This is a genomic window from Rhodococcus sp. DK176, assembly GCF_038447315.2.
Taxonomy (GTDB): Bacteria; Actinomycetota; Actinomycetes; order Mycobacteriales; family Mycobacteriaceae; genus Rhodococcus_F; species Rhodococcus_F jostii_A.
This window is the reverse complement of sequence record NZ_CP118321.2, coordinates 2,102,414-2,126,834: the sequence shown is the minus strand read 5'-3', so window position 1 is coordinate 2,126,834 and position 24,421 is coordinate 2,102,414. Positions and strand designations below refer to the sequence as shown.

Annotated in this window: 20 protein-coding genes and 1 tRNA gene; 19 read left to right on the top strand and 2 right to left on the bottom strand. The window is 65.1% G+C overall.

Annotation, left to right across the window (positions count from 1 at the left end):
• The first annotated feature begins 140 nt into the window (after window positions 1-140).
• The 5 genes from PSR88_RS10010 to rplA all read left to right on the top strand — a co-directional run bounded on the left by PSR88_RS10010 (window position 141) and on the right by rplA (window position 2,990).
• A tRNA-Trp gene (locus PSR88_RS10010) sits at window positions 141-213 on the top strand.
• Window positions 214-244: 31 nt separating this feature from the next.
• Window positions 245-697: a preprotein translocase subunit SecE gene (gene secE, locus PSR88_RS10005; RefSeq protein ID WP_009474667.1), complete on the top strand. Its 453-nt coding sequence runs from the start codon at window positions 245-247 to the stop codon at window positions 695-697.
• A gap of 58 nt (window positions 698-755) precedes the next feature.
• On the top strand, window positions 756-1,622 hold the full coding sequence (gene nusG / locus PSR88_RS10000) for a transcription termination/antitermination protein NusG (protein WP_016882792.1): 867 nt from the start codon (window positions 756-758) through the stop codon (window positions 1,620-1,622).
• Between the two features lie 59 nt (window positions 1,623-1,681).
• Window positions 1,682-2,116: a 50S ribosomal protein L11 gene (gene rplK, locus PSR88_RS09995; protein ID WP_005252095.1), complete on the top strand. Its 435-nt coding sequence runs from the start codon at window positions 1,682-1,684 to the stop codon at window positions 2,114-2,116.
• Between the two features lie 157 nt (window positions 2,117-2,273).
• Window positions 2,274-2,990, top strand: coding sequence for a 50S ribosomal protein L1 (gene rplA, locus PSR88_RS09990; RefSeq protein WP_005252097.1), 717 nt, complete (start codon window positions 2,274-2,276; stop codon window positions 2,988-2,990).
• A gap of 66 nt (window positions 2,991-3,056) precedes the next feature.
• On the opposite strand, the gene PSR88_RS09985 is transcribed toward rplA, so the two are convergent.
• A complete protein-coding gene (locus tag PSR88_RS09985; RefSeq protein ID WP_016882793.1) occupies window positions 3,057-4,676 on the bottom strand; it encodes an MFS transporter in 1,620 nt (539 codons plus the stop codon).
• 460 nt (window positions 4,677-5,136) lie between these two features.
• Here PSR88_RS09985 and rplJ point away from each other — a divergent pair, with 460 nt between their 5' ends.
• The 13 genes from rplJ to PSR88_RS09920 all read left to right on the top strand — a co-directional run bounded on the left by rplJ (window position 5,137) and on the right by PSR88_RS09920 (window position 18,150).
• Window positions 5,137-5,697: a 50S ribosomal protein L10 gene (gene rplJ, locus PSR88_RS09980; protein WP_005252102.1), complete on the top strand. Its 561-nt coding sequence runs from the start codon at window positions 5,137-5,139 to the stop codon at window positions 5,695-5,697.
• Between the two features lie 78 nt (window positions 5,698-5,775).
• Window positions 5,776-6,162 carry a 50S ribosomal protein L7/L12 gene (gene rplL / locus PSR88_RS09975; protein WP_005252104.1) on the top strand — a complete coding sequence of 129 codons (387 nt, stop codon included), beginning with the start codon at window positions 5,776-5,778 and terminating at the stop codon, window positions 6,160-6,162.
• 302 nt (window positions 6,163-6,464) lie between these two features.
• Window positions 6,465-7,559: an ABC transporter ATP-binding protein gene (locus PSR88_RS09970; protein ID WP_005258257.1), complete on the top strand. Its 1,095-nt coding sequence runs from the start codon at window positions 6,465-6,467 to the stop codon at window positions 7,557-7,559.
• A gap of 9 nt (window positions 7,560-7,568) precedes the next feature.
• The gene (locus tag PSR88_RS09965) at window positions 7,569-8,363 is read left to right on the top strand and encodes an MlaE family ABC transporter permease (protein WP_005252107.1); all 795 of its coding nucleotides are present in this window, start codon (window positions 7,569-7,571) and stop codon (window positions 8,361-8,363) included.
• 4 nt (window positions 8,364-8,367) lie between these two features.
• Window positions 8,368-9,228 carry an MlaE family ABC transporter permease gene (locus tag PSR88_RS09960; protein WP_016882794.1) on the top strand — a complete coding sequence of 287 codons (861 nt, stop codon included), beginning with the start codon at window positions 8,368-8,370 and terminating at the stop codon, window positions 9,226-9,228.
• A complete protein-coding gene (locus tag PSR88_RS09955; RefSeq protein ID WP_011594863.1) occupies window positions 9,225-10,583 on the top strand; it encodes an MCE family protein in 1,359 nt (452 codons plus the stop codon). Before PSR88_RS09960 ends, PSR88_RS09955 begins: the two co-directional genes overlap by 4 nt.
• A complete protein-coding gene (locus PSR88_RS09950) occupies window positions 10,580-11,659 on the top strand; it encodes an MCE family protein (protein WP_011594862.1) in 1,080 nt (359 codons plus the stop codon). Before PSR88_RS09955 ends, PSR88_RS09950 begins: the two co-directional genes overlap by 4 nt.
• On the top strand, window positions 11,656-12,651 hold the full coding sequence (locus tag PSR88_RS09945; RefSeq protein WP_005564073.1) for an MCE family protein: 996 nt from the start codon (window positions 11,656-11,658) through the stop codon (window positions 12,649-12,651). Before PSR88_RS09950 ends, PSR88_RS09945 begins: the two co-directional genes overlap by 4 nt.
• Window positions 12,651-13,907, top strand: coding sequence for an MCE family protein (locus PSR88_RS09940; protein WP_016882795.1), 1,257 nt, complete (start codon window positions 12,651-12,653; stop codon window positions 13,905-13,907). Before PSR88_RS09945 ends, PSR88_RS09940 begins: the two co-directional genes overlap by 1 nt.
• The gene (locus tag PSR88_RS09935) at window positions 13,904-15,205 is read left to right on the top strand and encodes an MCE family protein (RefSeq protein ID WP_011594859.1); all 1,302 of its coding nucleotides are present in this window, start codon (window positions 13,904-13,906) and stop codon (window positions 15,203-15,205) included. Before PSR88_RS09940 ends, PSR88_RS09935 begins: the two co-directional genes overlap by 4 nt.
• Window positions 15,202-16,449, top strand: a complete 1,248-nt coding sequence (locus tag PSR88_RS09930) for an MCE family protein (protein WP_011594858.1) — start codon at window positions 15,202-15,204, stop codon at window positions 16,447-16,449. The genes PSR88_RS09935 and PSR88_RS09930 overlap by 4 nt, the downstream gene beginning before the upstream one ends.
• A 134-nt stretch (window positions 16,450-16,583) precedes the next feature.
• Window positions 16,584-17,180, top strand: a complete 597-nt coding sequence (locus PSR88_RS09925) for a hypothetical protein (RefSeq protein ID WP_009474662.1) — start codon at window positions 16,584-16,586, stop codon at window positions 17,178-17,180.
• Window positions 17,181-17,259: 79 nt separating this feature from the next.
• On the top strand, window positions 17,260-18,150 hold the full coding sequence (locus tag PSR88_RS09920; RefSeq protein ID WP_016882797.1) for a hypothetical protein: 891 nt from the start codon (window positions 17,260-17,262) through the stop codon (window positions 18,148-18,150).
• A 109-nt stretch (window positions 18,151-18,259) separates the two neighbouring features.
• On the opposite strand, the gene PSR88_RS09915 is transcribed toward PSR88_RS09920, so the two are convergent.
• Window positions 18,260-20,422: an MMPL family transporter gene (locus PSR88_RS09915; protein WP_016882798.1), complete on the bottom strand. Its 2,163-nt coding sequence runs from the start codon at window positions 20,420-20,422 to the stop codon at window positions 18,260-18,262.
• A 410-nt stretch (window positions 20,423-20,832) separates the two neighbouring features.
• Between PSR88_RS09915 and PSR88_RS09910 the strand changes: the two genes are divergently transcribed.
• The gene (locus tag PSR88_RS09910; RefSeq protein WP_011594854.1) at window positions 20,833-24,339 is read left to right on the top strand and encodes a DNA-directed RNA polymerase subunit beta; all 3,507 of its coding nucleotides are present in this window, start codon (window positions 20,833-20,835) and stop codon (window positions 24,337-24,339) included.
• Window positions 24,340-24,421 lie beyond the last annotated feature (82 nt).

Sequence of the window (24,421 nt, the reverse complement as noted above, 5' to 3'; positions counted from 1 at the left end):
AGATTTCTGGGATTACTCAGCGCTGCGCGCTGCCCTACGGTGCTGTACGGCCGGCAAGGGTGGCGCGCGTGTCATGTAATCACAGAGAGGTCGGTCAAGTATTGGTCCGAGGCTAGTTTCGGACCAGGTCTCCCGACCAAAGGGGCGTAGCTCAACTGGCAGAGCAGCGGTCTCCAAAACCGCAGGTTGCAGGTTCAAGTCCTGTCGCCCCTGCCCCCGGATGCCAGCGACTGAGAGGAACGACGTGAGCGAGGAGCGCGCCAAGCGCGACGGCGACACTTCAGGGTCGACGCGCCCGGACGGTGCCGACGACACCGCGGCCGACGCCACCACCACGCGTTCCGCCACTCCCTCGGGAAAGCCCAGCGGTAAGCGCCAGGGCCGTCGTTCGCAGGCAGGTACCGAAGTCGCCGCGAGTTCCGTGAAGTCACCGGAACTCTCGAAGTCGGACACGACCACCAAGGTCAGGCCGGCAAAGAAGGATCGCGCCGACAAGCCGCGCAAGGAAAACATCTTCAAGCGCCTGCGCCGGTTCCTCCGCGAGGTCATCGCCGAGCTGCGCAAGGTCATCTGGCCCAATCGCAAGCAGATGATCACCTACACCAGCGTCGTCCTGGTCTTCGTGGTGTTCATGGTGACGTTCATCGGCGTGCTGGATCTGGTGGTCATCAAAGGCGTCACCTGGTTGTTCGGTTGACGGAATCCGCCCCGGTGGATCCGAAGTATGTGAGTGACGAGAGGAAGCGAGTGCCCCAGTGAGCACCCCCGAGAACGACACGAATGAGGCTTTGGCCGAAGAGCGTGTTTCTGCCGAGGCGGCAGCCGAAGTGGATGTCGAGGCTGCCGACGAGGGCACCGAAGCCGCGGAAATCGTCGGTGACGACGGTGCAGAGGACGCCCCGGCCGACGAGATCGTCGAGGACGAGGCGACCGCCGAAGAGGCTGTGACCGCTGACGAGGCTGTGTCCGCCGACGAGGCAGTGACGGCCGAAGAGCCCGAGGACCCCGTTGCGGAACTCAAGGCCGCTCTGCGTCGCGCACCCGGTGACTGGTACGTCATCCACTCCTACGCGGGTTACGAGAACAAGGTCAAGGCCAACCTCGAGACCCGTGTCCAGAACCTCGACGTCGGCGATTACATCTTCCAGGTGGAAGTTCCCACCGAAGAGGTCACCGAGATCAAGAACGGACAGCGCAAGCAGGTCAACCGCAAGGTTCTGCCCGGCTACATCCTGGTCCGCATGGATCTCAACGACGAGTCCTGGGGAGCTGTGCGCAACACGCCCGGCGTCACCGGATTCGTCGGTGCGACGTCGCGCCCGTCCCCGCTTACCCTCAACGAGGTGATCAAGTTCCTGCTCCCGCAGCAGGAGCAGAAGAAGCAGGCCGCCGCGGCAACCGTCTCGGCAGGCGAGACCGGCGGAGAAAGCTTCGCGAAGCCGCTCATCGAGGTCGACTTCGAGGTCGGCGAGTCGGTCACCGTCATGGACGGCCCGTTCGCCACGCTGCCCGCCAGCATCAGCGAGGTCAACGCCGAGCAGCAGAAGCTCAAGGTCCTGGTCTCGATCTTCGGTCGCGAGACCCCGGTCGAGTTGTCCTTCACGCAGGTCGCGAAGATCTAGCGCCACATACTTGCACTGCAGTAGCAAGAAACACACCCAGCAAGAATTAGGAAATCGAGATGCCCCCCAAGAAGAAGAAGCTCGCAGGGCTCATCAAGCTTCAGATCCAGGCCGGTCAGGCTAACCCTGCACCGCCCGTGGGTCCCGCGCTTGGTCAGCACGGCGTGAACATCATGGAATTCTGCAAGGCCTACAACGCGGCGACTGAGTCCCAGCGCGGCAACGTGGTGCCGGTCGAGATCTCGGTCTACGAAGACCGGACCTTCGATTTCAAGCTGAAGACCCCTCCGGCTGCCAAGCTGCTGCTCAAGGCTGCAGGCGTGCAGAAGGGCTCCGGCGAGCCGCACAAGACCAAGGTCGCTTCCGTGACCATGGATCAGGTGCGCGAGATCGCGAAGACCAAGCAGGAAGACCTCAACGCGAACGACATCGAGCAGGCCGCGAAGATCATCGCCGGCACCGCACGCTCGATGGGTATCACGGTCGACGGCTGAGTCAGCCCTGATCGATCGGCGGCACCGCCGTCGGCGATCGACTGACGGCACCGCCGTCGAAGAAAGCGTGGGAGGGCCGGCCAGGCCCAGACCACTACTGAACCATTCACCATCGCAGACAAGACACACACTGCGGTGAGAAGTTAGGACAGAAGAAATGGCAAAGCGCAGCAAGGCGTATCTCGCCGCCGCTGAGAAGATCGACTTCGACAAGCTGTACAGCCCGCTGCAGGCTGCGAAGCTGGCGAAGGAGACGTCGTCGAGCAAGATGGACGCGACCGTCGAGGTTGCAGTCCGCCTGGGCGTCGACCCCCGCAAGGCGGACCAGATGGTCCGCGGCACGGTCAACCTGCCGCACGGCACCGGTAAGACCGCCCGCGTCATCGTGTTCGCAGTCGGAGAGAAGGCCGCCGAGGCCGAGGCAGCTGGAGCCGACGCCGTCGGTGCCGAGGACCTCATCGAGCGGATCCAGGGTGGATGGCTCGATTTCGACGCCGCCATCGCGACTCCCGATCAGATGGCCAAGGTCGGCCGCATCGCCCGCGTCCTCGGACCGCGTGGCCTGATGCCGAACCCGAAGACCGGCACCGTGACGGCTGACGTCACGAAGGCTGTCGCGGACATCAAGGGCGGAAAGATCAACTTCCGCGTCGACAAGCAGGCCAACCTGCACTTCGTGATCGGCAAGGCGTCGTTCGACGACGCCAAGCTGGTGGAGAACTACGGCGCCGCGCTCGACGAGATCCTGCGTGCGAAGCCGTCCTCCGCGAAGGGCCGCTACGTCAAGAAGGTCACCGTTTCGACCACCACCGGCCCGGGCATCCCGGTGGACCCGAACCGCACCCGCAACCTTCTCGAGGATGCCGACGCGTAAGTCATGCTTCACACAGTTCGGCCGGTACGGAAATCTCCCGTACCGGCCGAACTGCTTTTTCCGGGATCAGTCTTCGTCGCCCGTGCCCGATTCGGACTTCTTCCGCCACGCCAGCATCACGGAATCCGTGCGTGCCGGCGCCCAGGGCATGAAGATCGCGACGACGACCGCGCAGACCACCACCGCGCCCGCCGCGACGAGCGACGCAGTGTGCGACCCCTGCAACACCGTTGTCTTCATGGTGAGGATGAGATTTTCACGCTGCTGTTCGAGGAACGGCGGGATCTCCCGTTTCCGGATCTCGAGCACACTCAGGACCGTCGCACGTGCGAAGCCCTTCTCGTCGTCGTTCATCAATGTGGCAGGAATCCTGTCGAGCACCGGACTTATCGTCGTCGCGTAGTACGACGCGACGATCGATCCGAGCACGGCGACACCCAGCGTTCCACCGATTTCCCTCGTCGTGTCGTTCACGGCGGAGCCTGCTCCTGCCTCGTCGAGAGGCAGCGATGCCATGATCGACTCGGTGGCGGGCCCCTGCACGATGGCCAAGCCGAGCGCCATCGACACCATCGACGGGAGGACGTCCGTCAGGTAGCTGCTGTCGACGGCCACCTGACCGCCGAGGTACAGCCCGACACCGGTGAGGAGGAGGCCGAACACGATGACCGGGGTCGTCCCGACTCGCTGCGCCAGAAGTGTGGCGACGGGGGCGCCGACCGCCACCGACACCGCGAACGGCAGCGACGCGACACCGAACTCGAACGGCGTGTACTCCCGGACGCCCTGGAAGTACTGCGTGATGAGGAACAGGAAGCCGAACATCGAGAAGTACCCGATGGCGATCGCGAGGGCGGGCAGGGAGAACCTGCGGTTGCGGAACAGCCGCAGGTCGAGGATCGGGTGCTCGGTGCGCAGTTCCCAGAGGACGAACCCGACCAGGACCGCGATCGACACGGCGATGGCGCCGACGGTGACGGACGACGTCCACCCGTGGTGAGGGGCCTCGATGATGGCCCACACGAGGACGGTGATTCCGGTGATCGAGGCGGCGATTCCGACGAGGTCCATGCGTCCGATGACGGAGGCGCGTGATTCCGGCACCAGGAGCAGCGTCGCTGCTGCCACGACCACCGCAATCGGAACATTGATCCAGAAGACGGAGTGCCAGCTGAAATGCTCGAGCAGCCACCCGCCGGCCATCGGCCCGATGGCGATCGCGAATCCGGCCATCGCAGTCCAGGCGGCGATGGCCAGCGCCCGTTCGCGGACGTCGGTGAAGATGTTGATGACGAGGGCGAGGGTCGCGGGGAAGACTGCGGCCGCGAAGACACCCATCGCCGCGCGGGCCGCGATGACCTGCCCCAGACTCTCGGCGTTGGCGCCGGCGATCGACATGACGGCGACGCCGATCAGCCCGATGACCATGACGCGTCGACGACCGTAGCGGTCGCCGAGGTTGCCGAATGCCAGGAGCAGGCCCGCGAACGTCAGCGTGTAGGCGTCGACGACCCACTGCAGGCCGCTGACACTGGTGCGGAGTTCGACACCGATCGACGGGAGAGCGACGTTGACGATGGTGTTGTCGAGCACGACCAGCAGTTCGGCCAGGCAGATCACGGCGAGCGCGAGGAAGCGGCGTGTCCGGGATCCGGTCGCGACGGCCCGGGCTTCGAGGATTGTCATGAGGAAAAGCTAGCTCATATATGTTACGTCTCGTAACAGATAATGGGCGCAGCGGCAGTCTGATGAACCACACCCCCGCATGCCGAGTGACGCCGGTTACTATGACGGTCGGGGTCCGGCCGCGATTTGGCGGTTGTGCAGGCCATGCCGTAATCTGTCCTGCGGAGTTCAATGCAGTAGTTGAACTTCACCCCAAATCATGTTCTACCCAAGACCGTTGGTGATCACTCCCGCAAGGGTGTGATTGAAAGTCCGGGAATGTCCGGCGGCCCACGCAGGAGGACGAGGTAGGGGGATGCGTATCGGTTGAGGGCTCGCGCCCTGACCGTATCGTTTCCTTTCACGCCCCGTGTGCCCTGCACCGGGGCGTTTTGCATGTCGTGGATTGTGTGCTCCGGGATTCCGGCGGTGCGCAGCGGTTCCGAAGTGGGATAACGACTGTCATGAGAGGAGGCGAAGTATGGCAAAGCCTGAGAAGGTTTCCGCGGTTGCGGAGATCACCGAGCAGTTCAAGGGTTCGACCGCTGCTGTGATCACGGAATACCGTGGTCTGACGGTGGGCAACATCACGACACTGCGACGCGCTCTCGGAGAAGGTGCCACCTACTCCGTCGCCAAGAACACCCTGGTCAAGCGTGCCGCTGCTGAAGCGGGCGTCGAGGGCCTTGATGACCTTTTCGTCGGTCCGACCGCCATTGCATTCATCAAGGGCGAGCCCGTCGATGCTGCGAAGGCTCTGAAGAACTTCGCTAAGGACAACAAGGCGCTCATCATCAAGGGCGGCTACATGGACGGCGCTGCGCTGTCCGTGGACGAGGTCAACAAGATCGCGGACCTCGAGTCCCGCGAAATCCTGTTGGCCAAGCTTGCCGGCGCGATGAAGGGCAACTTGGCAAAGGCCGCAGGCCTGTTCAACGCTCCTGCTTCGCAGGTGGCCCGACTGGCTGCTGCACTGCAGGAAAAGAAGGCCGCAGAAGGCGGAGCTGCCGAAGCTCCCGCCGAGGCTGCAGCCGAAAGCTGATCCGCACCCGCGCATCACTGCTATAACCCCGCCCGGTCGCGGATCAGCGACATGGGACTTACAGGAAGGACCGCCACAATGGCGAAGCTCAGCACCGAAGAGTTGTTGGACCAGTTCAAGGAGCTCACCCTCCTCGAGCTCTCGGAGTTCGTGAAGGCATTCGAGGAGACCTTCGAGGTCACCGCCGCTGCCCCGGTCGCCGTTGCCGCTGCAGGCGGAGCACCGGCTGCCGCCGAGGCTGCTGAGGAGCAGGACGAGTTCGACGTCGTCCTCGAGTCGGCCGGCGACAAGAAGATCCAGGTCATCAAGGTCGTCCGTGAGGTCGTTTCCGGCCTCGGCCTGAAGGAAGCCAAGGACCTCGTCGAGGGTGCTCCGAAGGCGATCCTGGAGAAGGTTGCCAAGGACGCGGCCGACGCCGCCAAGGAGAAGCTCGAGGCTGCCGGCGCGAAGATCACCGTCAAGTAAGACGGTCTCTTCCGCGCTGCTCACCGAGCAGACGAAGAGGGCCACTCCCCATCCGTGGGGAGTGGCCCTCTTTTGCGTCCGCGGACGGCTTCGGAGTGTCGAGATTCCTGGCCGAAAGCTGGACGCGCGCCCAGAAATTTCGCTACCGTTATCCCAGTTCAGACGCGTTGTTTTGCATAGTGGGACCCGCTGTTGGCATGCTTCCTTACTCATGAGTAGCATCCCTTGTCACAGGTAACACGTCGATGCGATAGAGTGACCCAACCCACACGGGGTGAGTGCATCGAACGGTCGCGGAGGTAATGGTGGGAGTCGAGGTATCCGTCGAGGGACTGACCAAGTCGTTCGGCTCGCAGAGGATCTGGCAGGACGTCACGTTGACCCTTCCCGCCGGTGAGGTCAGTGCGTTGCTCGGGCCGTCGGGTACGGGTAAGTCGGTGTTTCTGAAGTCGCTGATCGGTCTGCTCCGCCCGGAGCAGGGCTCGATCGTGATCGACGGCACCAACATTCTCGAGTGCTCCAGCAAGGAGCTCTACGAGATCCGCAAGCTGTTCGGTGTGCTGTTCCAGGACGGCGCCCTGTTCGGCTCGATGAACCTGTTCGACAACGTGGCGTTCCCGCTGCGCGAGCACACCAAGAAGTCCGAGTCCGAGATCCGCAAGATCGTCATGGAGAAGATGGAGCTCGTCGGCCTGCTCGGGGCCGAGGACAAGCTGCCCGGTGAGATCTCCGGTGGTATGCGCAAGCGTGCCGGCCTGGCCCGCGCCCTGGTGCTGGACCCGCAGATCATCCTGGTCGACGAGCCGGACTCGGGTCTGGATCCGGTGCGTACCACCTACATCTCGCAGACGTTGATCGACATCAACGCCGAGATCGACGCGACGATCCTGATCGTCTCGCACAACATCAATCTGGCGCGCACGGTGCCGGACAACATCGGCATGCTGTTCCGTCGTCATTTGGTGATGTTCGGTCCGCGGGAGGTGCTGCTCACCAGTGAGGAGCCGGTGGTCAAGCAGTTCCTCAACGGCACCATGATCGGTCCGATCGGCATGTCCGAGGAGAAGGACGAGGCCACCATGGCGCAGGAGCAGGCGATGGTCGACGCCGGTCACCACGCCGGTGGTGTCGACGACGTCGAGGGCATCGTCCCGCAGATGAAGGCGACGCCGGGGATGCCGTTCCGGCAGGCGGTCGCCCGCCGGCAGGAACGCGTCCGGCACATCATGCACACCCTGCCGGAGAATGCCCAGATCGCCATCCAGGAAAGTCTCGACGAGACTTCCGGCGGAAACGGCGGCGGCGGCTACGACTACGCATACAGCCAGGAAGACACTCAGGTCATCCCCGCATACCGGGGCGAAGGATACGAAAACACCACTCACGGGCAAGGGTAGGCATATCGGATGGGGGTTACCCGCAGCTCGGTCTTGCGGCCGGTCAACGGTGCGCTGACACAGGCCGGAAACATCGTCGAGCTCTTCGTCGACGTTGCACGAAACACGTTCAAGCGGCCGTTCCAGTTCCGCGAGTTCATCGAACAGGCCTGGTTCATCGCCAGCGTCACGATCCTGCCGACAGCAATGGTCGCAATTCCGTTCGGCGCAGTGGTGTCACTGCAGACCGGATCGCTCATCAAGCAGCTCGGTGCAGAGTCGTTCACGGGAGCGGCCAGCGTGCTCGCCGTCATCCAGCAGGGTTCCCCGCTGGTCACGGCACTACTGGTGGCCGGGGCTGCGGGCTCGGCCGTCACGGCGGATCTCGGTGCGCGGACGATCCGCGAAGAGATCGACGCCATGGAAGTTCTCGGTATCAACCCGATCCAGCGACTCGTCGTGCCTCGGGTGCTTGCCATGGTTCTCGTCGCGATCCTGCTCAACGGCCTCGTGTCCGTGGTCGGTATCGCCGGCGGGTACTTCTTCAACGTCATCCTCCAAGGGGGTAATCCCGGTGCGTACCTGGCATCGTTCTCGGCCTTCGCGCAGCTTCCCGACATCTGGGTCGGTGAGCTCAAGGCGGCCGTCTTCGGTGTCATCGCCGGTGTCATCGCCGCGTACAAGGGGCTCCATCCGAAGGGTGGACCCAAGGGCGTCGGTGACGCGGTGAACCAGTCGGTGGTGATCACGTTCCTGCTGCTGTTCTTCGCGAACCTGATCCTGACCATGGTGTACCTCCAGATCGTTCCGGCGAAGGGATCGTGACCCCATGACAATCGCCAAGGGACGCGGTGACCGGACTCTGATGGCGGCACGCCGAGTCGGTCGTGCGCCGCTCAACGTGCTCGACCGGGCCGGCGAGCAGATGTCGTTCTACGCCAGGGCAATCGCCTGGTCGCCCCACACTCTCGTGCACTACCGCAAGGAAGTGCTCCGGCTGCTCGCCGAGGTCACGTTCGGCAGCGGCGCGCTCGCCGTCATCGGCGGCACCATCGGCGTCATCGCGATGATGTCCGGCTTCACCGGCGTCGTCGTCGGACTGCAGGGTTTCGCCGCGCTCGAACAGCTGGGCAGCTCGGTGCTCACCGGCTTCCTGTCGGCCTACGTCAACACCCGTGAGATCGCGCCGATCGTTGCGGCACTCGCGCTGTCGGCAACCGTCGGTTGTGGTTTCACCGCGCAGCTCGGCGCCATGCGGATCTCGGAAGAGATCGACGCGCTGGAGGTCATGGCGGTGCCGAGTGTGCCGTTCCTCGTCACCACCCGCATGATCGCGGGATTCGTCGCCGTCATCCCGCTGTACATCGTCGGTCTGCTCGCGGCCTACCTCGCGTCCCGCATCATCAGTACCGTGTTCAACGGCCAGTCGACCGGCTCGTACGACCACTACTTCAACTTGTTCCTGCCACCGCAGGACGTCCTCTATTCGTTCGCGAAAGTGCTGGTCTTCGCGTTCGTGCTGATCCTGATCCATTGCTACTACGGCTATCACGCCTCCGGCGGTCCCGCCGGTGTCGGTGTGGCCGTGGGTCGGGCGGTTCGCACCGCGATCGTCACCATCGCCGTTCTCGACTTCTTCCTGAGCCTCGCCATCTGGGGCACGACGACCACAGTGAGGGTGGCCGGATGAGCAACACGACATCTGTTGTGGGCCGACGGGTGCTGGGGCTGGTGTTCTTCCTCGTCCTCGCGTTGTTCCTGGCCTTCACCATCGGCATGTTCAACAAGACGTTCACCAAGGTCGTCAAGATCGACCTCCTCACCGATACCGCCGGAAATGCCCTGCCGCCCAACGCTGACGTGAAGGTCCGTGGCCTCATCGTCGGCGAGGTGCGCTCCGCGTCCTCCCAGGAGGGCGAGGTCACCCTGGCTCTCGCGATCCAGCCGGACAAGGCGCCGCTGATTCCGTCCAACGCGACGGCGCGGTTGCTGCCCAAGACGCTGTTCGGTGAGCGTTATGTGTCGCTGATCGTTCCCGAGGGCGACACCGCTCCGCCGATCCAGGCCGGCGACACGCTGCGTCAGGACAAGAGTGGCAACGCCGTCGAGGTCGGTCAGGTTCTGGACGGTCTGCTGCCGCTGCTGCAGGCGATTCCGCCGCAGGACCTGGCGAACACGCTCGGCGCGCTGTCCCAGGGACTGAGCGGCCGCGGCGCCGAACTCGGCCTGACACTCGACCGTCTCGAGGAGATCTTCGGCGGGCTGAACACCGAACTTCCTGCCATCCAGGAGGATCTGCGCGGTCTGGCGGACTTCTCGCAGACGTATTCCGAGGCGGCACCCGACCTGGTCAACGCCCTCGACAACCTGCGTACCACCGGAAACACCGTGGTGGAGAAGCAGGGCGAGATCTCGACGCTGCTGGCGTCGCTGACCGGAACCGCGTCGAGCACCGCGGACCTCCTGCAGACCAACGCCGAATCGATCGTCAGTATTGCCGCCGATTCGCGTGAGGCGCTGCAGATCCTGGGCCGTTACTCGCCGAGCTTCGGCTGCACGTTCGCGGGCTTCGCGAAATCCGCTCCCGTCGCCCGTGAACTGCTGGCACCGGACGATCCGTACCCGGGAGTGCGTGCCAGCGTGCAGTTCGTCAATCCGAAGGGTCGCTACGTGCCCAACCAGGACGAGCCGCGGCTGCTCGACAACCGCGGACCGGCTTGCTACGACAACGTCACCGCTCCGGGTGGAAAGTTTCCGCAGTACCCGGGCGGGTCGTCCTACAACGACGGCGCCTACCAGGTGCCCTCGCGGAATCCCGGCCCGTCGACCATCGACTTCCTCCCGGCGCCCGCCGGGGTCCCCGATCAGGTCCCGGGGTACGGAGCCGAGGTCACGCCCGCAAGTTACGCGGGTTCGAAGATGGAGCAGGACACGTTGGACGTCGTCTACGGCGAGGCCGGGGGCATGGCGCCGGAGGACGTGCCGAGTTGGACGACACTCGTCGGCGCGCCGACCATGAGGGGGACTGAGGTGAGCTTCAAGTGAGGGGCCTGACCGCACCATTGGTCAAGCTGATCGTGTTCGCCGTGGTCACCATCCTGGCGACCGCTCTGCTGGCCGCCACCATCGCCAACTTCGGTGGCGGCGGTGGCACCAAGTTCAACGCGATCTTCTCGGACGTCACCTCGCTCAACGAGGGCGATGAGGTCCGCATCGCCGGTGTGCGCGTGGGTCAGGTCGAGAAGATCGCGATCCATGACGACCGCGAAGCCGAGGTCCAGTTCACGGTGTCGGAACGGGACTGGCTGCCCGCCAGCACCACCGCGACCATCCGCTTCCGGAACCTCGTGGGGCAGCGCTACATCGCGCTCGAACAGGGGGAGGGCCAGCAAGGGATGAAGATGAGCGGCGGCGACACCATTCCGATGGAGCGGACCAAGCCTGCCGTCAACCTCACCACGCTGTTCGACGGGTTCCGTCCGCTGTTCCAGACCCTCAGCGCCGACGACGTGAACAAGTTGTCGTACCAGATCATCCAGGTGTTCCAGGGTGAGTCGGGAACCATCACGGAACTCGTCAAGAACACGGCAAGCCTCACCAACACGGTCGCCGACAAGGATCGGGTGATCGGTGCGGTGATCAACAACCTCAACGACGTGCTGGCCACGGTGAATCAGCGTGACGATCAACTCGATTCGCTGATCGTCAACACCCAGCAACTCGTCACGGGCCTGGCGAACGAGCGGGGCACCGTCGGCTCGGCGGTGACGTCCCTCGCGGGACTCACCGACGCGACCGCCGACCTGCTCGAACCCACCCGACCGTCCATCCAGGAATCCATCACGTCGCTGAACACGCTGGCGACGACGTTGAACCGTAACTCCGACACGGTCAACAGCGTTCTCCAGACGCTTCCGGTGAAGCTCGAGAAGCTCGGCCGGGCAGCCAGTTACGGATCCTGGTTCCAGTTCTACCTCTGTGGAGTCGACATCGTCGCAGGACCAGGTACCGCGCCCCAACTGAACCTGCCCACGGGCTTGCCCACCGTCAACCAGCCGCTCTATACGAACTCGGCGAAACGGTGCACGCAGGACGGCCTACAGGAGTTGCAGACACGATGAGCAGACGTCGCAGCCCGGCAGTGGCTGGTGCCCTCGGCATTCTCGTGGTGCTGTTGGCCACCCTGTCGGCTTTCTTCCTCGATTCGCTGCCGTTCATCGGCGCCGGATCCACCTATCACGCCGAATTCACCGAGGCGGCGGGGCTCAAGCCCTCCAACGAGGTCCGGATCGCCGGCGTGAAGGTCGGCAAGGTCACGTCCGTCGAACTCGACGGCGACCATGTGGACGTCGCCTTCAAGGTGTCGGATGCGTGGGTCGGCAACGAGACGTCGGCGTCCATCCAGATCAAGACGATCCTGGGCCAGAAGTACCTGGCCCTCGACCCCCGCGGCTCGGACACGTTGAATCCGAGCGACGTGATCCCGTTGGACCGCACCACGTCTCCGTACGACGTGATCGAGGCGTTCTCGGCCGCCGCACAGACGGTGGGTGACATCGACTCCGATCAGCTCGCGCAGAGCATGGTCACGCTGTCGCAGGCGTTCGAGGGAACTCCCACGGAGATCCGTGCCTCCCTCGACGGTGTCAGCAGGCTGTCTCAGACCATCGCCAGCCGCGATCAGGAGTTGCAGAAGTTGTTCGACGCGACGGGCAAGACCACCAAGGTCCTCGCCGACCGCAACGCCGAATTCAACCGGTTGATCAGCGACGCCGGTCTGCTGCTCGGTGAGCTCAACAGCCGTCAGCAGTCGATTTCCCAGCTGCTCACCGGAACTCAGCGGCTGTCGCAGCAGTTGACCGGACTCGTGCGCGACAACGAGGCCGCCATCGGTCCCGCGCTCGAACAACTCGACGGTGTCGTCGAGATCCTCAAGGCCAATAACGAGAACCTGGACAAGGCGATGAAACTGTACGAACCGTTCGTCCGCCTGTACACGAACGTGGTCGGTAACGGTCGCTGGTTCGACCAGGTCGTGGTGAACCTCCTGCCGCCGGGTCTGCCCGACATTCCCGGTCCGCGCGATCCCGTCCGCACGCTGGGGGGTAACTGATGGCAGACGTCGATAATGGAGCCGAGCGCGGAGGACGCGGCACGATCGCCCTCATCGCGGGAATCGTCATCGTCGCGCTGGTGATCGCGGGCGCCCTGTGGTGGGTGTTCACCCGCGCAGGCACCACGAAAATCACCGCGTACTTCGACAAGTCGGTGGGCATCTACGAGGGTTCCGATGTGCGGATCCTCGGTGTGAAGGTCGGATCCGTCGACGGTGTCGAACCGCAGGGCGACCAAGTGAAGGTCGACCTGCGCGTCGATCGTGGCGTCGACATCCCCGCCGACGCGAAGGCCGCGCAGGTCACGCCGTCGGTGGTGTCCGACCGCTACATCCAGCTCGCGCCTGCCTACACGGGCGGCGACAAGATGCAGAGCGGCGCCGTGATCTCGCGTGACCGCACGGCCACCCCCGTCGAGGTGGATGAGCTGTACGCGAGCATCGAGAAGCTGTCCACCGCCCTCGGCCCGGACGGGGCGAACAAGGAAGGCGCGTTGTCACAGTTCGTCGAGACCGGCGCGGCCAACCTCGACGGTAACGGAGAGGCGCTGGGGCAGAGCATCAATCAGTTGTCCGACGCCGCACGCACGCTCAACGAGAGCCGCGGCGATCTGTTCGACACCGTCAAGAACCTCCAGGTGTTCGTGGGTGCATTGGCGGCCAACGATCAGCAGGTCCGCGACTTCAACTCCCAGCTGTCCGACCTGTCGGGATTCCTTGCGGGGGAGCGGGAGAACCTCGGTGCCGCCCTGAACCAGCTGGCGATCGCCCTGGGTGACGTCTCGAAGTTCGTGGCCGACAACCGGGAGATCCTCGCCGAGAACGTGGACGATCTGGTTCCGGTGACGCAGACCCTCGCGGACAACCGCGAGTCGCTGGTCAATTCGCTGACCCTGCTTCCGCTGGCGATCAGCAACCTGGCCAACTCCTACGACGCGGAGTCCGGCAACCTGGCCTCGCGCCTGGCGCTCCCGGATCTGCAGGACCCGGCCGGCGTCGCGTGCAAGTTGATCGACCTCGGCAAGCTGGTCCCCGGCGATCCGCGCTTCGAGCAACTCGGGCGTCAGATGCAGCCGCTGATCGACAACTGCACCAACATCACGTCGCAGATCACGCAATCGGCGAAGACGCCGTCGCTCGTGCTTCCCTTCGGGATCATGAGTGCGGACAACATTCAGCGGACGGTCACGCCCGGCACGGTGCCGGGTGTCGTGTCGCCGCGATTCGAAGGCGCAACGGGTGGTGAGGGCGAATGAAGCGGTCGGTAATCCTCGGCGCCGGTGCGTGCGCCGTGGCCATCGCAGTGACGTCCTGCTCGTCGGAGGGAATCTACGGAGTTCCGCTGCCGGGCGGTCCGGATATCGGTGACCACCCGATGCACCTGACGATTCAGTTCGACGACGTCCTCGACCTCGTCCCGCAGTCCGCGGTCAAGGTCGACGGTGTTCCGGTGGGCCGGGTCGAAACGATCAAGGTGGCGCCGGACGGCTGGACGGCGGACGTGGAGGTCGTCCTCGACTCGTCCGTCGATCTCGCGGCCAACGCGGTCGCCGCCATCGAGCAGACCAACCTGCTCGGCGAGAAGTTCGTGCAGCTGTCCGAACCGCCGGAAGACAAGGATCCCGCGCGGCTCGAGGACGGCGACACGATCTCGCTCGATCGCACCCGGCACGCCACGGAGATCGAGCAGGTACTCGGCGCGCTGTCACTGCTGCTCAACGGCGGCGGCGTCGGCCAGTTGCAGCCGATCGTGCACGAACTGACCACCGCACTCGACGGGCGTGAGGATCGTGTCCGGGGACTTCTCGAGCAGGCGAACACGCTCATCGACGGTCTCAACCAGCAGCGCGACGACATCACCCGCGCCCTGGACGGCCTCGACGCCCTGACCACCCGGGTGAACGAACAGAACGAGAAGATCGGGCTCATCCTCGACCAGCTCCCGATCGCCGCCGAAGTGCTCAACGAGCAGCGTCCGCAGCTCACCCAGATGCTCACGCAACTGGACCGGCTCGGCACCGTCGGCACGGACGTGATCAACCGGTCGAAGAACGATCTGATCGCGGACCTCCTCGCGCTGCGGCCGACGCTGAAGGCGCTCGCCGAGTCCGGCGACGACCTGCCCAATTCGCTGGCGTTCATCCCGACCGTTCCGTTCCCGGACGGCGTCGAGAAGATCGCGCTCGGCGGATCGGTCAACCTGTTCCTCACGGTCGACCTGCAGATCGGCGATGCGCTCAGCGCCCTCGGCGTCGGTCAGGGCGATCCGGTGTACGTGCCGCCGAAGTTCGGTGAGCCCAAGCCGATCGTCGATCCCTCGAACCCGTACTACAACGGCAACGGACCCAAGCCGGGATGGCCGACGGTGTCGCTGCTGCCGATTCCGCCGATCATCCCCGCCCCGACGGGCCTGCGGATCCCGGGTCTCCCCGGCACCGCGCCTGCGGCAGGCAACGGTGGCGCAGGGAACGGCACGACGGACGGCGCAGCGCCGTCGCCGCAGAACCCGCTCGGGGGACTGCTGGAGCAGTTCGGAATAGGGGGTGGACAGTGAGGTCACGACTGGTCAGGATCCAGCTCGTCGCGTTCGCCATCGTGGCGATGCTCGGGCTGGTCTACGTCGGCGCCAAGTACGTCCGCCTCGACAACCTGCTCGGGTTCGGTGAGTACGACGTGAACGCGCAGTTCAAGGACTCCGGCGGGATCTTCACCAATGCCGAGGTCACGTACCGCGGAGTTCCCGTCGGCCGTGTCGGCGACCTGTCCCTGACCGCGGACGGAATCAATGTCGAGTTGAAGATCTCCTCGGGTGGGCCCGACATCCCGGCGTCTGCCAAGGCCGTCGTCGCCAACCGATCCGCGATAGGTGAGCAGTACGTGGACCTTCAGCCCGACAGTGACCAGGGGCCGTTCCTCGAACAGGGCTCGGTGATCACCGAGGCCGACACGTCGACACCGGTTCCGGTCGAGCAGGTGCTGATGGCTACCGACGGTCTGGTCCGGTCGGTTCCGGTCGATTCGCTGCGCACGGTCGTCACCCAGCTGGGGACGGCATTCAACGGCAAGGGCGAGGATCTGCAGACACTCGCGGATTCTCTGTCGACGCTGACGAAGGACGGACTCGACGTTCTCCCGCAAACGCTGGCCCTCATCCGGGACAGCCAGACGGTGCTGGCGACGCAGTCCGATCAGTCCTCCGCGATCGTCCAGTTCAGTTCGGACCTCGACGCGGTTGCGGCGCAGCTGCGGACCAGCGACCCCGATCTCCGCGCGATCATCGACAAGGGAATTCCGGCGAGCGACGAGATCGGTCTGCTGGTGAACCAGATCGGTCCGAGTCTCACCACCGACCTGACGAACCTCGCCGCGGTCGGCGACAAGCTGGCTCCGCAGGCGATCGCGCTGCGGCCGATCCTGATGTTCCTCCCTGCCATCGCGGCGTCCGCGTCGACCGTGGCCCCCGGCGACGGCACGGTGCATCAGGGCATCGTCCTGGAAACCAACAATCCGCCGCCGTGCACACTCGGTTACGAAGGGACTCAGGAGATCCTGGCGGAGATGAAGCGGCAGGACCCGAACTTCGACGACACCCAGCAGGACTTCCCGTACAACACGAAGGCCAACTGCGACGCTCCCCAGGGAAGCGTGACGGGTGTGCGAAGTGCAGACCGCATCGTGTTCGCCGATCCGGACACGATCCAGCCGTGGGATTTCAAGCCGAAGGTCATGCCTGACACTCTCAACTTGAATCCCATCGCAACGCAGCTCGCGCCGCTCCTCGGGGTTACTCCCAAGTAGTATTCGGTCCCGACCGAGGGCGAGTAGAAGAAAACAATCAGTAGGGTGTTGGTGTGACGCGAATTACCACGCCCCCGGAGTCGGGACAATCGACTCCGGGGAAGGACAGAACTCTGAAGGCCTCGTTTGCTGCGGTGACCGCACTGGTGGTGATCGCGGTTGTCGCAGCCGGATGGTTTGGCTTCGGGTGGGCGCGCGCTCTCTTCGTGGACAAGCCGATCGCCGACGCACGCGATTCCGCGTTGACAGGCGCACAGCAGGCCGCGATCAACCTCAACTCGGTCGATTCGAAAGACCTCGACGGATCCTTCGAGAACATGAAGTCGTCGATCACGGGCGACAAGATGAACCAGGACCTCCAGGCGACGATGGACGGGTTCACCGACCAGATGCGTCAATCGGGTGCGGCGAGCAAGGCCGAGCTGATCCAGGGCACACTCACGGAACTGAACACCGACGACGGCACCGCGAAGGCGCTGGTCGTCGTGGCAGTCACCACCACGTGGCCCGACCGCTTCGACAAGGCCAAGGTGACGATGCGGATGGACGTCCAGGACGTGGACGGGGTCTGGAAGGCCTCGTCGGTCGAACCGGTGGGCGGGCGTATTCCGCTCGAGAGCGGTCCCGTGCCCGCCGACGGCGCTGCCCCCGCCCCTGCCCCTGCCGAACCGGCTCCCGCCGAGCAGGCGCCGGCCGAACAGGCGCCCGAAGGCGACAGCGGCGGTCAGTAGTCCTGATGTGCCGCGGCGGCGTGTCGCTGCGGTGTCCACGTCGACGACAGCTCGTCGTGCAATGAGAAAGTGGTGAACTATGCCCCCCAAGCGCCGAAACAACGTGCCGGACAGCGCTGCAAAGGGCAGGCGTCCGCGCGTGGCGGGGACCCGTCAGGCAGCGTCCAAGCCGCCTCGATCGGAAACCCCGGTCACTGAGACGGAGCCGGTGACGACGACGGAACCGGCGAAGAAGACGGAACCGGTGGCGAAGGCCGAGGCCGCGACGACCGCAGCAGCAGCAGCCTCCTCGACCACGTCCGCCGAGACGGCGAAGACCCCCGACACGGACACGACTGTGTCGTTGGCCAAGCCGGTGTCGACGGCGAAGGCCGCGTCGGTGGGAAAGGCGAAGGTGCCCAACCTTCAACCGCGCATCAGCAAGCAGCAGGCGCCCGCCGCCGCCGAGACCGCGGCGGCCGACAGCGGGTCCAGTCGGATCACCTGGAAGCTCGTCGGGATCCTCGGAGCTGTGGCGGTGGTGCTCGGGGTGTTCGCGGTGGTCGCGGCTTTCAAGCCCGGCGCAGACATCACGAACATCGCCTGGGTCGACGAAGGTGCCACCGCCGAGGTGACCAAGGCGGGAACCGAGGCGATCGAGACGTTGTACACGTACAGCTACGAAACGATCGATCAGGACTTCGAGAAGGCGCGCGGCTACCTCGACGACGCCAAGCGTGACGAGTTCGATTCGACCGCCGACACCACCAAGCAGGCGGCCATCCAGACCAAGACGGCCACCCAGGCCTCCGTCACCGACATCGGGGTCACGATGCTCGACGGCGACCGCGCCGAGTTGCTCGCGCACATGAACGTCAGCGCCACCGGTGACGCCGTGGCTCAGGGCAGTGCTGCGACCCCGTTGTCGATCAAGATGGAGAAGATCGACGGCAAGTGGGTGCTGTCCGACATCTCCGACAGCGAGGGCTGATCTGCCACCCGGAAAGAATTGAGCCGGAACGGGATCCGTGTGCTCCGGAATGGGTGGGCGTTGAATAGCCCTCTCCGGCAGAGCGAACCGATTCCCATCCGATCGTCTTTCACGATTGGATGGGAATCTGTTGTTGCGGTGACGGTTTCGGATCCTCCGGTGAACCGCGGGTAGGTGTCTTCCGCGCCAGGAATCCCGGCGCCCACCAGTTTGCCTCACCCATCAGCTTCACCAGGGCGGGCACCAGCATCATGCGGATGACGGTGGCGTCGATGACCAGCGCGACGATCATGCCGAGCCCGATGAATCGCATCATCGTCAGTTCCGAGAGCGTGAACGCGCCGGTGACGACGATCAGCAGCGCGGCGGCCGCCGTCACGATGCGTCCCGTATGTGCGGTGCCGATCCGCACGGCCTCCTCGGTCGACGCACCGTTGTCGTGGGCCTCGACCATCCGTGACATCAGGAAGATCTCGTAGTCGGTGGAGAGCCCGAACACCACTGCGATGATGAGGACGACCATCGTCGCGGGCAGCGGCCCCGGCGTCACACCGAGAAATTCGGCCCCGTGACCGTCCTCGAAGATCCACGTGAGCACGCCGAACGAGGCGGCGAGGCTCAGGGTGGCCATCGCGATCGCCTTCAGGGGCAGCACCACGGACCGGAACGCCAGCAGCATCAACACGAAGGTGACGGCCACCATGATCCCGATCATCCACGGCAGTCCCGCGGCCATCGCGTCCAGTCCGTCGGCGGTCAGGGCGTTCAACCCGCCCAGCATCTTCTCGGTGCCCTCCGGGGGCGGGAGGTCGCGCAGTGCGGCGGCGGTCGCCATGGCCCCCGTGGTGCGGTCGGCGTCGTCGAAGATGGCCCGGATGGCGACGAACGTGTCGGTCGCGCCGACCGGGACCACCCGCTGGACGCCGTCGACCGCGGCCGTCGCCCGGAAGAACTCCGCCGTTGCGGCCGGCGGCGGTGCCTTGCCGTCGCTGCCCTGCAGGACGAGCGTCGCCCCGTTGTTGGCGAGTGGAAAGTCGGTGGCGAGATCCTGGACGGCGAGCCGGAGCGGGTGAGCCTCGGGCAGTCCGGTGTGGTCGAGATCACCCAGCGACGCGCCTGTGAGCGGCGCGGCGAGCACGAGCAACCCCGCGACGATGGCCGTCGCGATCGGGACGGGTCGCCGCATGACGCGGGCGGCGACGCCGCCCCAGAACCGGTGCGCCCGGTCTTCGCCGCGTTCGACCACACCCGTTCGCCACGTCAGCGAGTTGATGCGCGGCCCGAGCAGCGCGAGTGCCGCGGGCAGCGCGGACAGCGACAGCACGGCGGCGATCCCGATGGCTGCCATCCCGCCGTAGGCGAACGACCGGACGATGGCCTGGGGGAACACGAGCATGCCCACGAAACCGCACACGAGGAGGAGAGCGGAGAATCCCACGGTCCGGCCGGCCGTGGCGAGGGTCCGGCGGACGGCGTCGTCGGTGCGGGAGCCGGACCGCAGCTCCTCGCGGAACCGGGTCACCACAAACAATCCGTAGTCGATGGACATGCCGAGCCCGACGAGGCTCGCGATGTTCACCGAGAATGCGCTGACCTCGGTGAAGTACGAGATCACGCGCAGGGCGCCGAGGGCGCCGAGGATCGCGAGGCCGCCGACGCACAGCGGGACGGCCGCGCCGACGAGGCCGCCGAAGATGACGAGCAGAAGAAGCAGCAGAAGCGGGAACGAGACCGCCTCGGCTCGCAGCAGATCACTCTCGGACACCTCGTTGAAGGCGTTGGCGGCAGCGCTGAAGCCGCTGAACTCCGCATCCGTGCCGTCGATGACCAGCAGGGGTCCGAGATCGTGGTACGCCGCGATGCGAGTGTTCTCGTCGCCGCTCAGCGACAGCACCACCAGTCCCTCGGTGCCGTCGGTGGACCTCAGGAACTCCTTCGCCTGCGGCGGCGCCGACCAGTACGACAGGGGAGTGCTGGCGAGCATGCCGGGGTCGATCTGCGCGAGGTGGGCGGCCACCTCGGGCCCGAGGTCGTCGATCGTCGAACCCGGACGTGCGTGGTAGGCGACCGCCAGATCGGGGGTCTGCCGTCCGAACGTCCCCTCGATCAGGCGCTCGACGCCCGCGGACTCGCTGCCCGGATCGGTGTACCCGCCGAGGCTCAGCCGGTCGAACACGCCCGATCCCCACGCCCCACCGAGCAGCACCAGCAGCACCGTGGCGGCGAGTACCAGCTTCGGACGGGCGACGACGAACGAACTCCAGCGCGTCACGGCTCTGCTTCCCTCGCGAAATCGACGGCGATCGCGTGCGCATATTGTTCACCGCCCGTCAGCGGCTGGGAAGGGGCGGCGGGAACAGTCCCCGGGCCTCGCGAAACGACGCGACACGCCCCCTAACTCTTGACGCCGCGATGATCACGCGTCACTCTGATGCGTGAACATGCGCAGTGACGCGTGGCCAAGCGCCCGGCTGGGTGCTGTTTCGGGTGCCCGACTCGACATCTACTGAGTTTGGGTGTACTTTTGGACGTTGCGCTGGCTGCCTCCTGTCCACCCCTCGTCCGCACCGCTGCGAAGTGATTCACTCTTCAGCAACTGTGACGAGTTTCGTTCGGGTTGTGACCAGCGAAATTCGAAGCAGATACAGCGGCGGTCGCAACAGCAAGAGCGGCCCGCGTGAGGTGCTGGAAGGACGCATCTTGGCAGTCTCTAGCCAGACCAAGGCAGTTTCCGGAATCCCCGGAGCCCCGAAGAGGGTTTCGTTCGCAAAGATTCGCGAACCCCTCGAAGTTCCCGGGCTTCTTGATGTACAAACCGATTCGTTCGAGTGGTTGATCGGTGCGCAGAGCTGGCGCGAACGCGCCGCCGCTCGTGGCGACAGCGCAATCTCCGGCGGTCTCGAGGACATTCTCGCGGAGCTTTCCCCGATCGAGGATTTCTCGGGCTCGATGTCTCTGTCCTTCTCGGACCCGCGCTTCGACGAGGTGAAGGCCTCGACGGACGAGTGCAAAGACAAAGACATGACCTACGCGGCGCCGTTGTTCGTCACCGCGGAGTTCATCAACAACAACACCGGTGAGATCAAGAGCCAGACGGTCTTCATGGGCGACTTCCCGATGATGACCGACAAGGGCACGTTCATCATCAACGGCACCGAGCGTGTCGTGGTCTCGCAGCTGGTGCGTTCCCCCGGCGTCTACTTCGACCACTCCGTCGACAAGGGCACCGAGAAGGACCTGCACAGCGTCAAGGTCATCCCGGGCCGTGGTGCATGGCTCGAGTTCGACGTGGACAAGCGCGACACGGTCGGCGTCCGCATCGACCGCAAGCGCCGCCAGCCCGTCACCGTGCTGCTGAAGGCCCTCGGCTGGACCACCGAGCAGATCACCGAGCGCTTCGGCTTCTCGGAGATCCTCATGGCGACGCTCGAGAAGGACAACACCGCCGGCACCGACGAGGCGCTGCTCGACATCTACCGCAAGCTGCGTCCGGGCGAGCCGCCGACCAAGGAGAGCGCGCAGACGCTCCTGGAGAACCTGTTCTTCAAGGACAAGCGCTACGACCTGGCTCGCGTGGGTCGCTACAAGATCAACAAGAAGCTGGGCCTGAACCTGGGACAGCCGATCGTCGCGTCGACCCTCACCGAGGAAGACATCGTCGCCACCATCGAGTACCTGGTGCGCCTGCACGCCGGTGACACCGAGATGACCGCCCCCGGCGGCAGTGCGGTGCCCGTCGAGGTCGACGACATCGACCACTTCGGTAACCGTCGTCTGCGCACGGTCGGCGAGCTCATCCAGAACCAGATCCGCGTGGGCCTGTCCCGCATGGAGCGCGTGGTTCGTGAGCGCATGACCACCCAGGACGTCGAGGCGATCACGCCGCAGACGCTGATCAACATCCGGCCCGTCGTGGCTGCGATCAAGGAGTTCTTCGGAACCTCCCAGCTGTCGCAGTTCATGGACCAGAACAACCCGCTGTCGGGGCTGACGCACAAGCGTCGTCTGTCCGCCCTCGGCCCGGGTGGTCTGTCCCGTGAGCGCGCCGGCCTGGAGGTGCGAGACGTTCACCCGTCGCACTACGGCCGCATGTGCCCGATCGAGACCCCTGAGGGTCCGAACATCGGTCTGATCGGTTCGCTGTCGGTGTACGCACGGGTCAACCCGTTCGGCTTCATCGAGACGCCGTACCGCAAGGTCGAGAACGGCCAGGTCACCGACCAGGTCGACTACCTGACCGCGGACGAAGAGGACCGCCACGTCGTCGCCCAGGCCAACTCGGCCCTCGACGCCAACGGTCACTTCACGGACGATCGCATTCTGGTCCGTCGTAAGGGTGGCGAGGTCGAGTTCGTCTCGTCCGCCGAGATCGACTACATGGACGTCTCGCCGCGACAGATGGTGTCCGTCGCGACCGCGATGATTCCGTTCCTCGAGCACGACGACGCCAACCGTGCCCTGATGGGTGCGAACATGCAGCGTCAGGCGGTGCCGCTCGTCCGTAGCGAGGCTCCGCTGGTCGGTACCGGCATGGAACTGCGTGCCGCCGTCGACGCGGGCGACGTCATCGTCACCGAGAAGACCGGTGTCGTGGAAGAGGTCTCCGCCGACTACGTCACGGTCATGGCCGACGACGGAAGCCGCAAGACCTACCGGATGCGCAAGTTCGCGCGTTCGAACCAGGGCACCTGCGCCAACCAGCGTCCGATCGTGGACGAGGGACAGCGTGTCGAGTTCGGACAGGTCCTCGCCGACGGCCCCTGCACCGAAAACGGTGAGATGGCGCTCGGCAAGAACCTGCTCGTCGCGATCATGCCGTGGGAAGGCCACAACTACGAGGACGCGATCATTCTGTCGCAGCGCCTCGTGGAAGAGGACGTCCTGACCTCGATCCACATCGAGGAGCACGAGATCGATGCCCGCGACACCAAGCTCGGTGCCGAGGAGATCACTCGCGACATCCCGAACGTCTCCGACGAGGTCCTCGCCGACCTCGACGAGCGCGGCATCATCCGTATCGGTGCCGAGGTTCGTGACGGCGACGTACTGGTCGGAAAGGTCACGCCGAAGGGCGAGACCGAGCTGACCCCCGAGGAGCGCCTGCTGCGCGCCATCTTCGGTGAGAAGGCTCGCGAGGTTCGCGACACGTCGCTGAAGGTTCCCCACGGTGAGACCGGCAAGGTCATCGGCATCCGCGTGTTCTCGCGCGACGACGACGACGATCTGCCCCCCGGTGTCAACGAGCTGGTCCGCGTCTACGTGGCACAGAAGCGCAAGATTCAGGACGGCGACAAGCTCGCCGGCCGCCACGGCAACAAGGGCGTCATCGGCAAGATCCTCCCGCAGGAGGACATGCCGTTCCTGCCCGACGGCACTCCGGTCGACATCATTCTGAACACCCACGGTGTTCCGCGTCGTATGAACATCGGTCAGATCTTGGAGACCCACCTCGGGTGGATCGGCAAGACCGGCTGGAACGTTCAGATCGCCGGCGACGGCTCCCGTCCCGATTGGGCGGAGCAGCTGCCGGAGGAGATGCTGTCTGCACCTGCCGACTCCAACATCGCCACCCCGGTGTTCGACGGTGCCAAGGAAGACGAGCTCACCGGTCTCCTCGGTTCGACGCTGCCGAACCGCGACGGTGAGGTCATGGTCGCGTCCGACGGAAAGGCCACGTTGTTCGACGGTCGTTCCGGCGAGCCGTTCCCGTACCCGGTCTCGGTCGGCTACATGTACATCATCAAGCTGCACCACCTGGTCGACGACAAGATCCACGCTCGTTCGACCGGTCCGTACTCGATGATCACCCAGCAGCCGCTCGGCGGTAAGGCCCAGTTCGGTGGCCAGCGCTTCGGTGAGATGGAGTGCTGGGCGATGCAGGCCTACGGCGCGGCATACACGCTGCAGGAGCTGCTCACCATCAAGTCGGACGACGTGGTGGGTCGAGTCAAGGTGTACGAGGCCATCGTCAAGGGCGAGAACATCCCCGAGCCGGGCATCCCCGAGTCGTTCAAGGTGCTCCTGAAGGAGCTTCAGTCGCTCTGCCTCAACGTGGAGGTGCTGTCCTCGGACGGCGCGGCCATCGCGATGGCGGACGGCGACGACGAGGACCTGGAGCGGGCCGCAGCGAACCTGGGCATCAACTTGTCCCGGAACGAAGCGGCGACGGTCGACGACCTCGCGAACTAGGTTTCGGTCCCCGGGTCCTGAGAAATCAGGGTCCGGGGGCGTAGTTCACATTTGAATTGGCAGTCAGGAATCGGCGGGCGAC

Bases quoted from the DNA above. Each gene is read 5' to 3' on its own strand.
- PSR88_RS09940 (WP_016882795.1), top strand. From the start codon at position 12,651: ATGGCAGACGTCGATAATGGAGCCGAGCGCGGAGGACGCGGCACGATC.
- rplJ (WP_005252102.1), top strand. From the start codon at position 5,137: ATGGCAAAGCCTGAGAAGGTTTCCGCGGTTGCGGAGATCACCGAGCAG.
- rplK (WP_005252095.1), top strand. From the start codon at position 1,682: ATGCCCCCCAAGAAGAAGAAGCTCGCAGGGCTCATCAAGCTTCAGATC.
- PSR88_RS09960 (WP_016882794.1), top strand. From the start codon at position 8,368: ATGACAATCGCCAAGGGACGCGGTGACCGGACTCTGATGGCGGCACGC.
- PSR88_RS09985 (WP_016882793.1), bottom strand. From the start codon at position 4,676: ATGACAATCCTCGAAGCCCGGGCCGTCGCGACCGGATCCCGGACACGC.
- rplA (WP_005252097.1), top strand. From the start codon at position 2,274: ATGGCAAAGCGCAGCAAGGCGTATCTCGCCGCCGCTGAGAAGATCGAC.
- PSR88_RS09945 (WP_005564073.1), top strand. From the start codon at position 11,656: ATGAGCAGACGTCGCAGCCCGGCAGTGGCTGGTGCCCTCGGCATTCTC.
- PSR88_RS09970 (WP_005258257.1), top strand. From the start codon at position 6,465: ATGGTGGGAGTCGAGGTATCCGTCGAGGGACTGACCAAGTCGTTCGGC.
- PSR88_RS09935 (WP_011594859.1), top strand. From the start codon at position 13,904: ATGAAGCGGTCGGTAATCCTCGGCGCCGGTGCGTGCGCCGTGGCCATC.
- PSR88_RS09920 (WP_016882797.1), top strand. From the start codon at position 17,260: ATGCCCCCCAAGCGCCGAAACAACGTGCCGGACAGCGCTGCAAAGGGC.
- PSR88_RS09955 (WP_011594863.1), top strand. From the start codon at position 9,225: ATGAGCAACACGACATCTGTTGTGGGCCGACGGGTGCTGGGGCTGGTG.
- PSR88_RS09965 (WP_005252107.1), top strand. From the start codon at position 7,569: ATGGGGGTTACCCGCAGCTCGGTCTTGCGGCCGGTCAACGGTGCGCTG.
- rplL (WP_005252104.1), top strand. From the start codon at position 5,776: ATGGCGAAGCTCAGCACCGAAGAGTTGTTGGACCAGTTCAAGGAGCTC.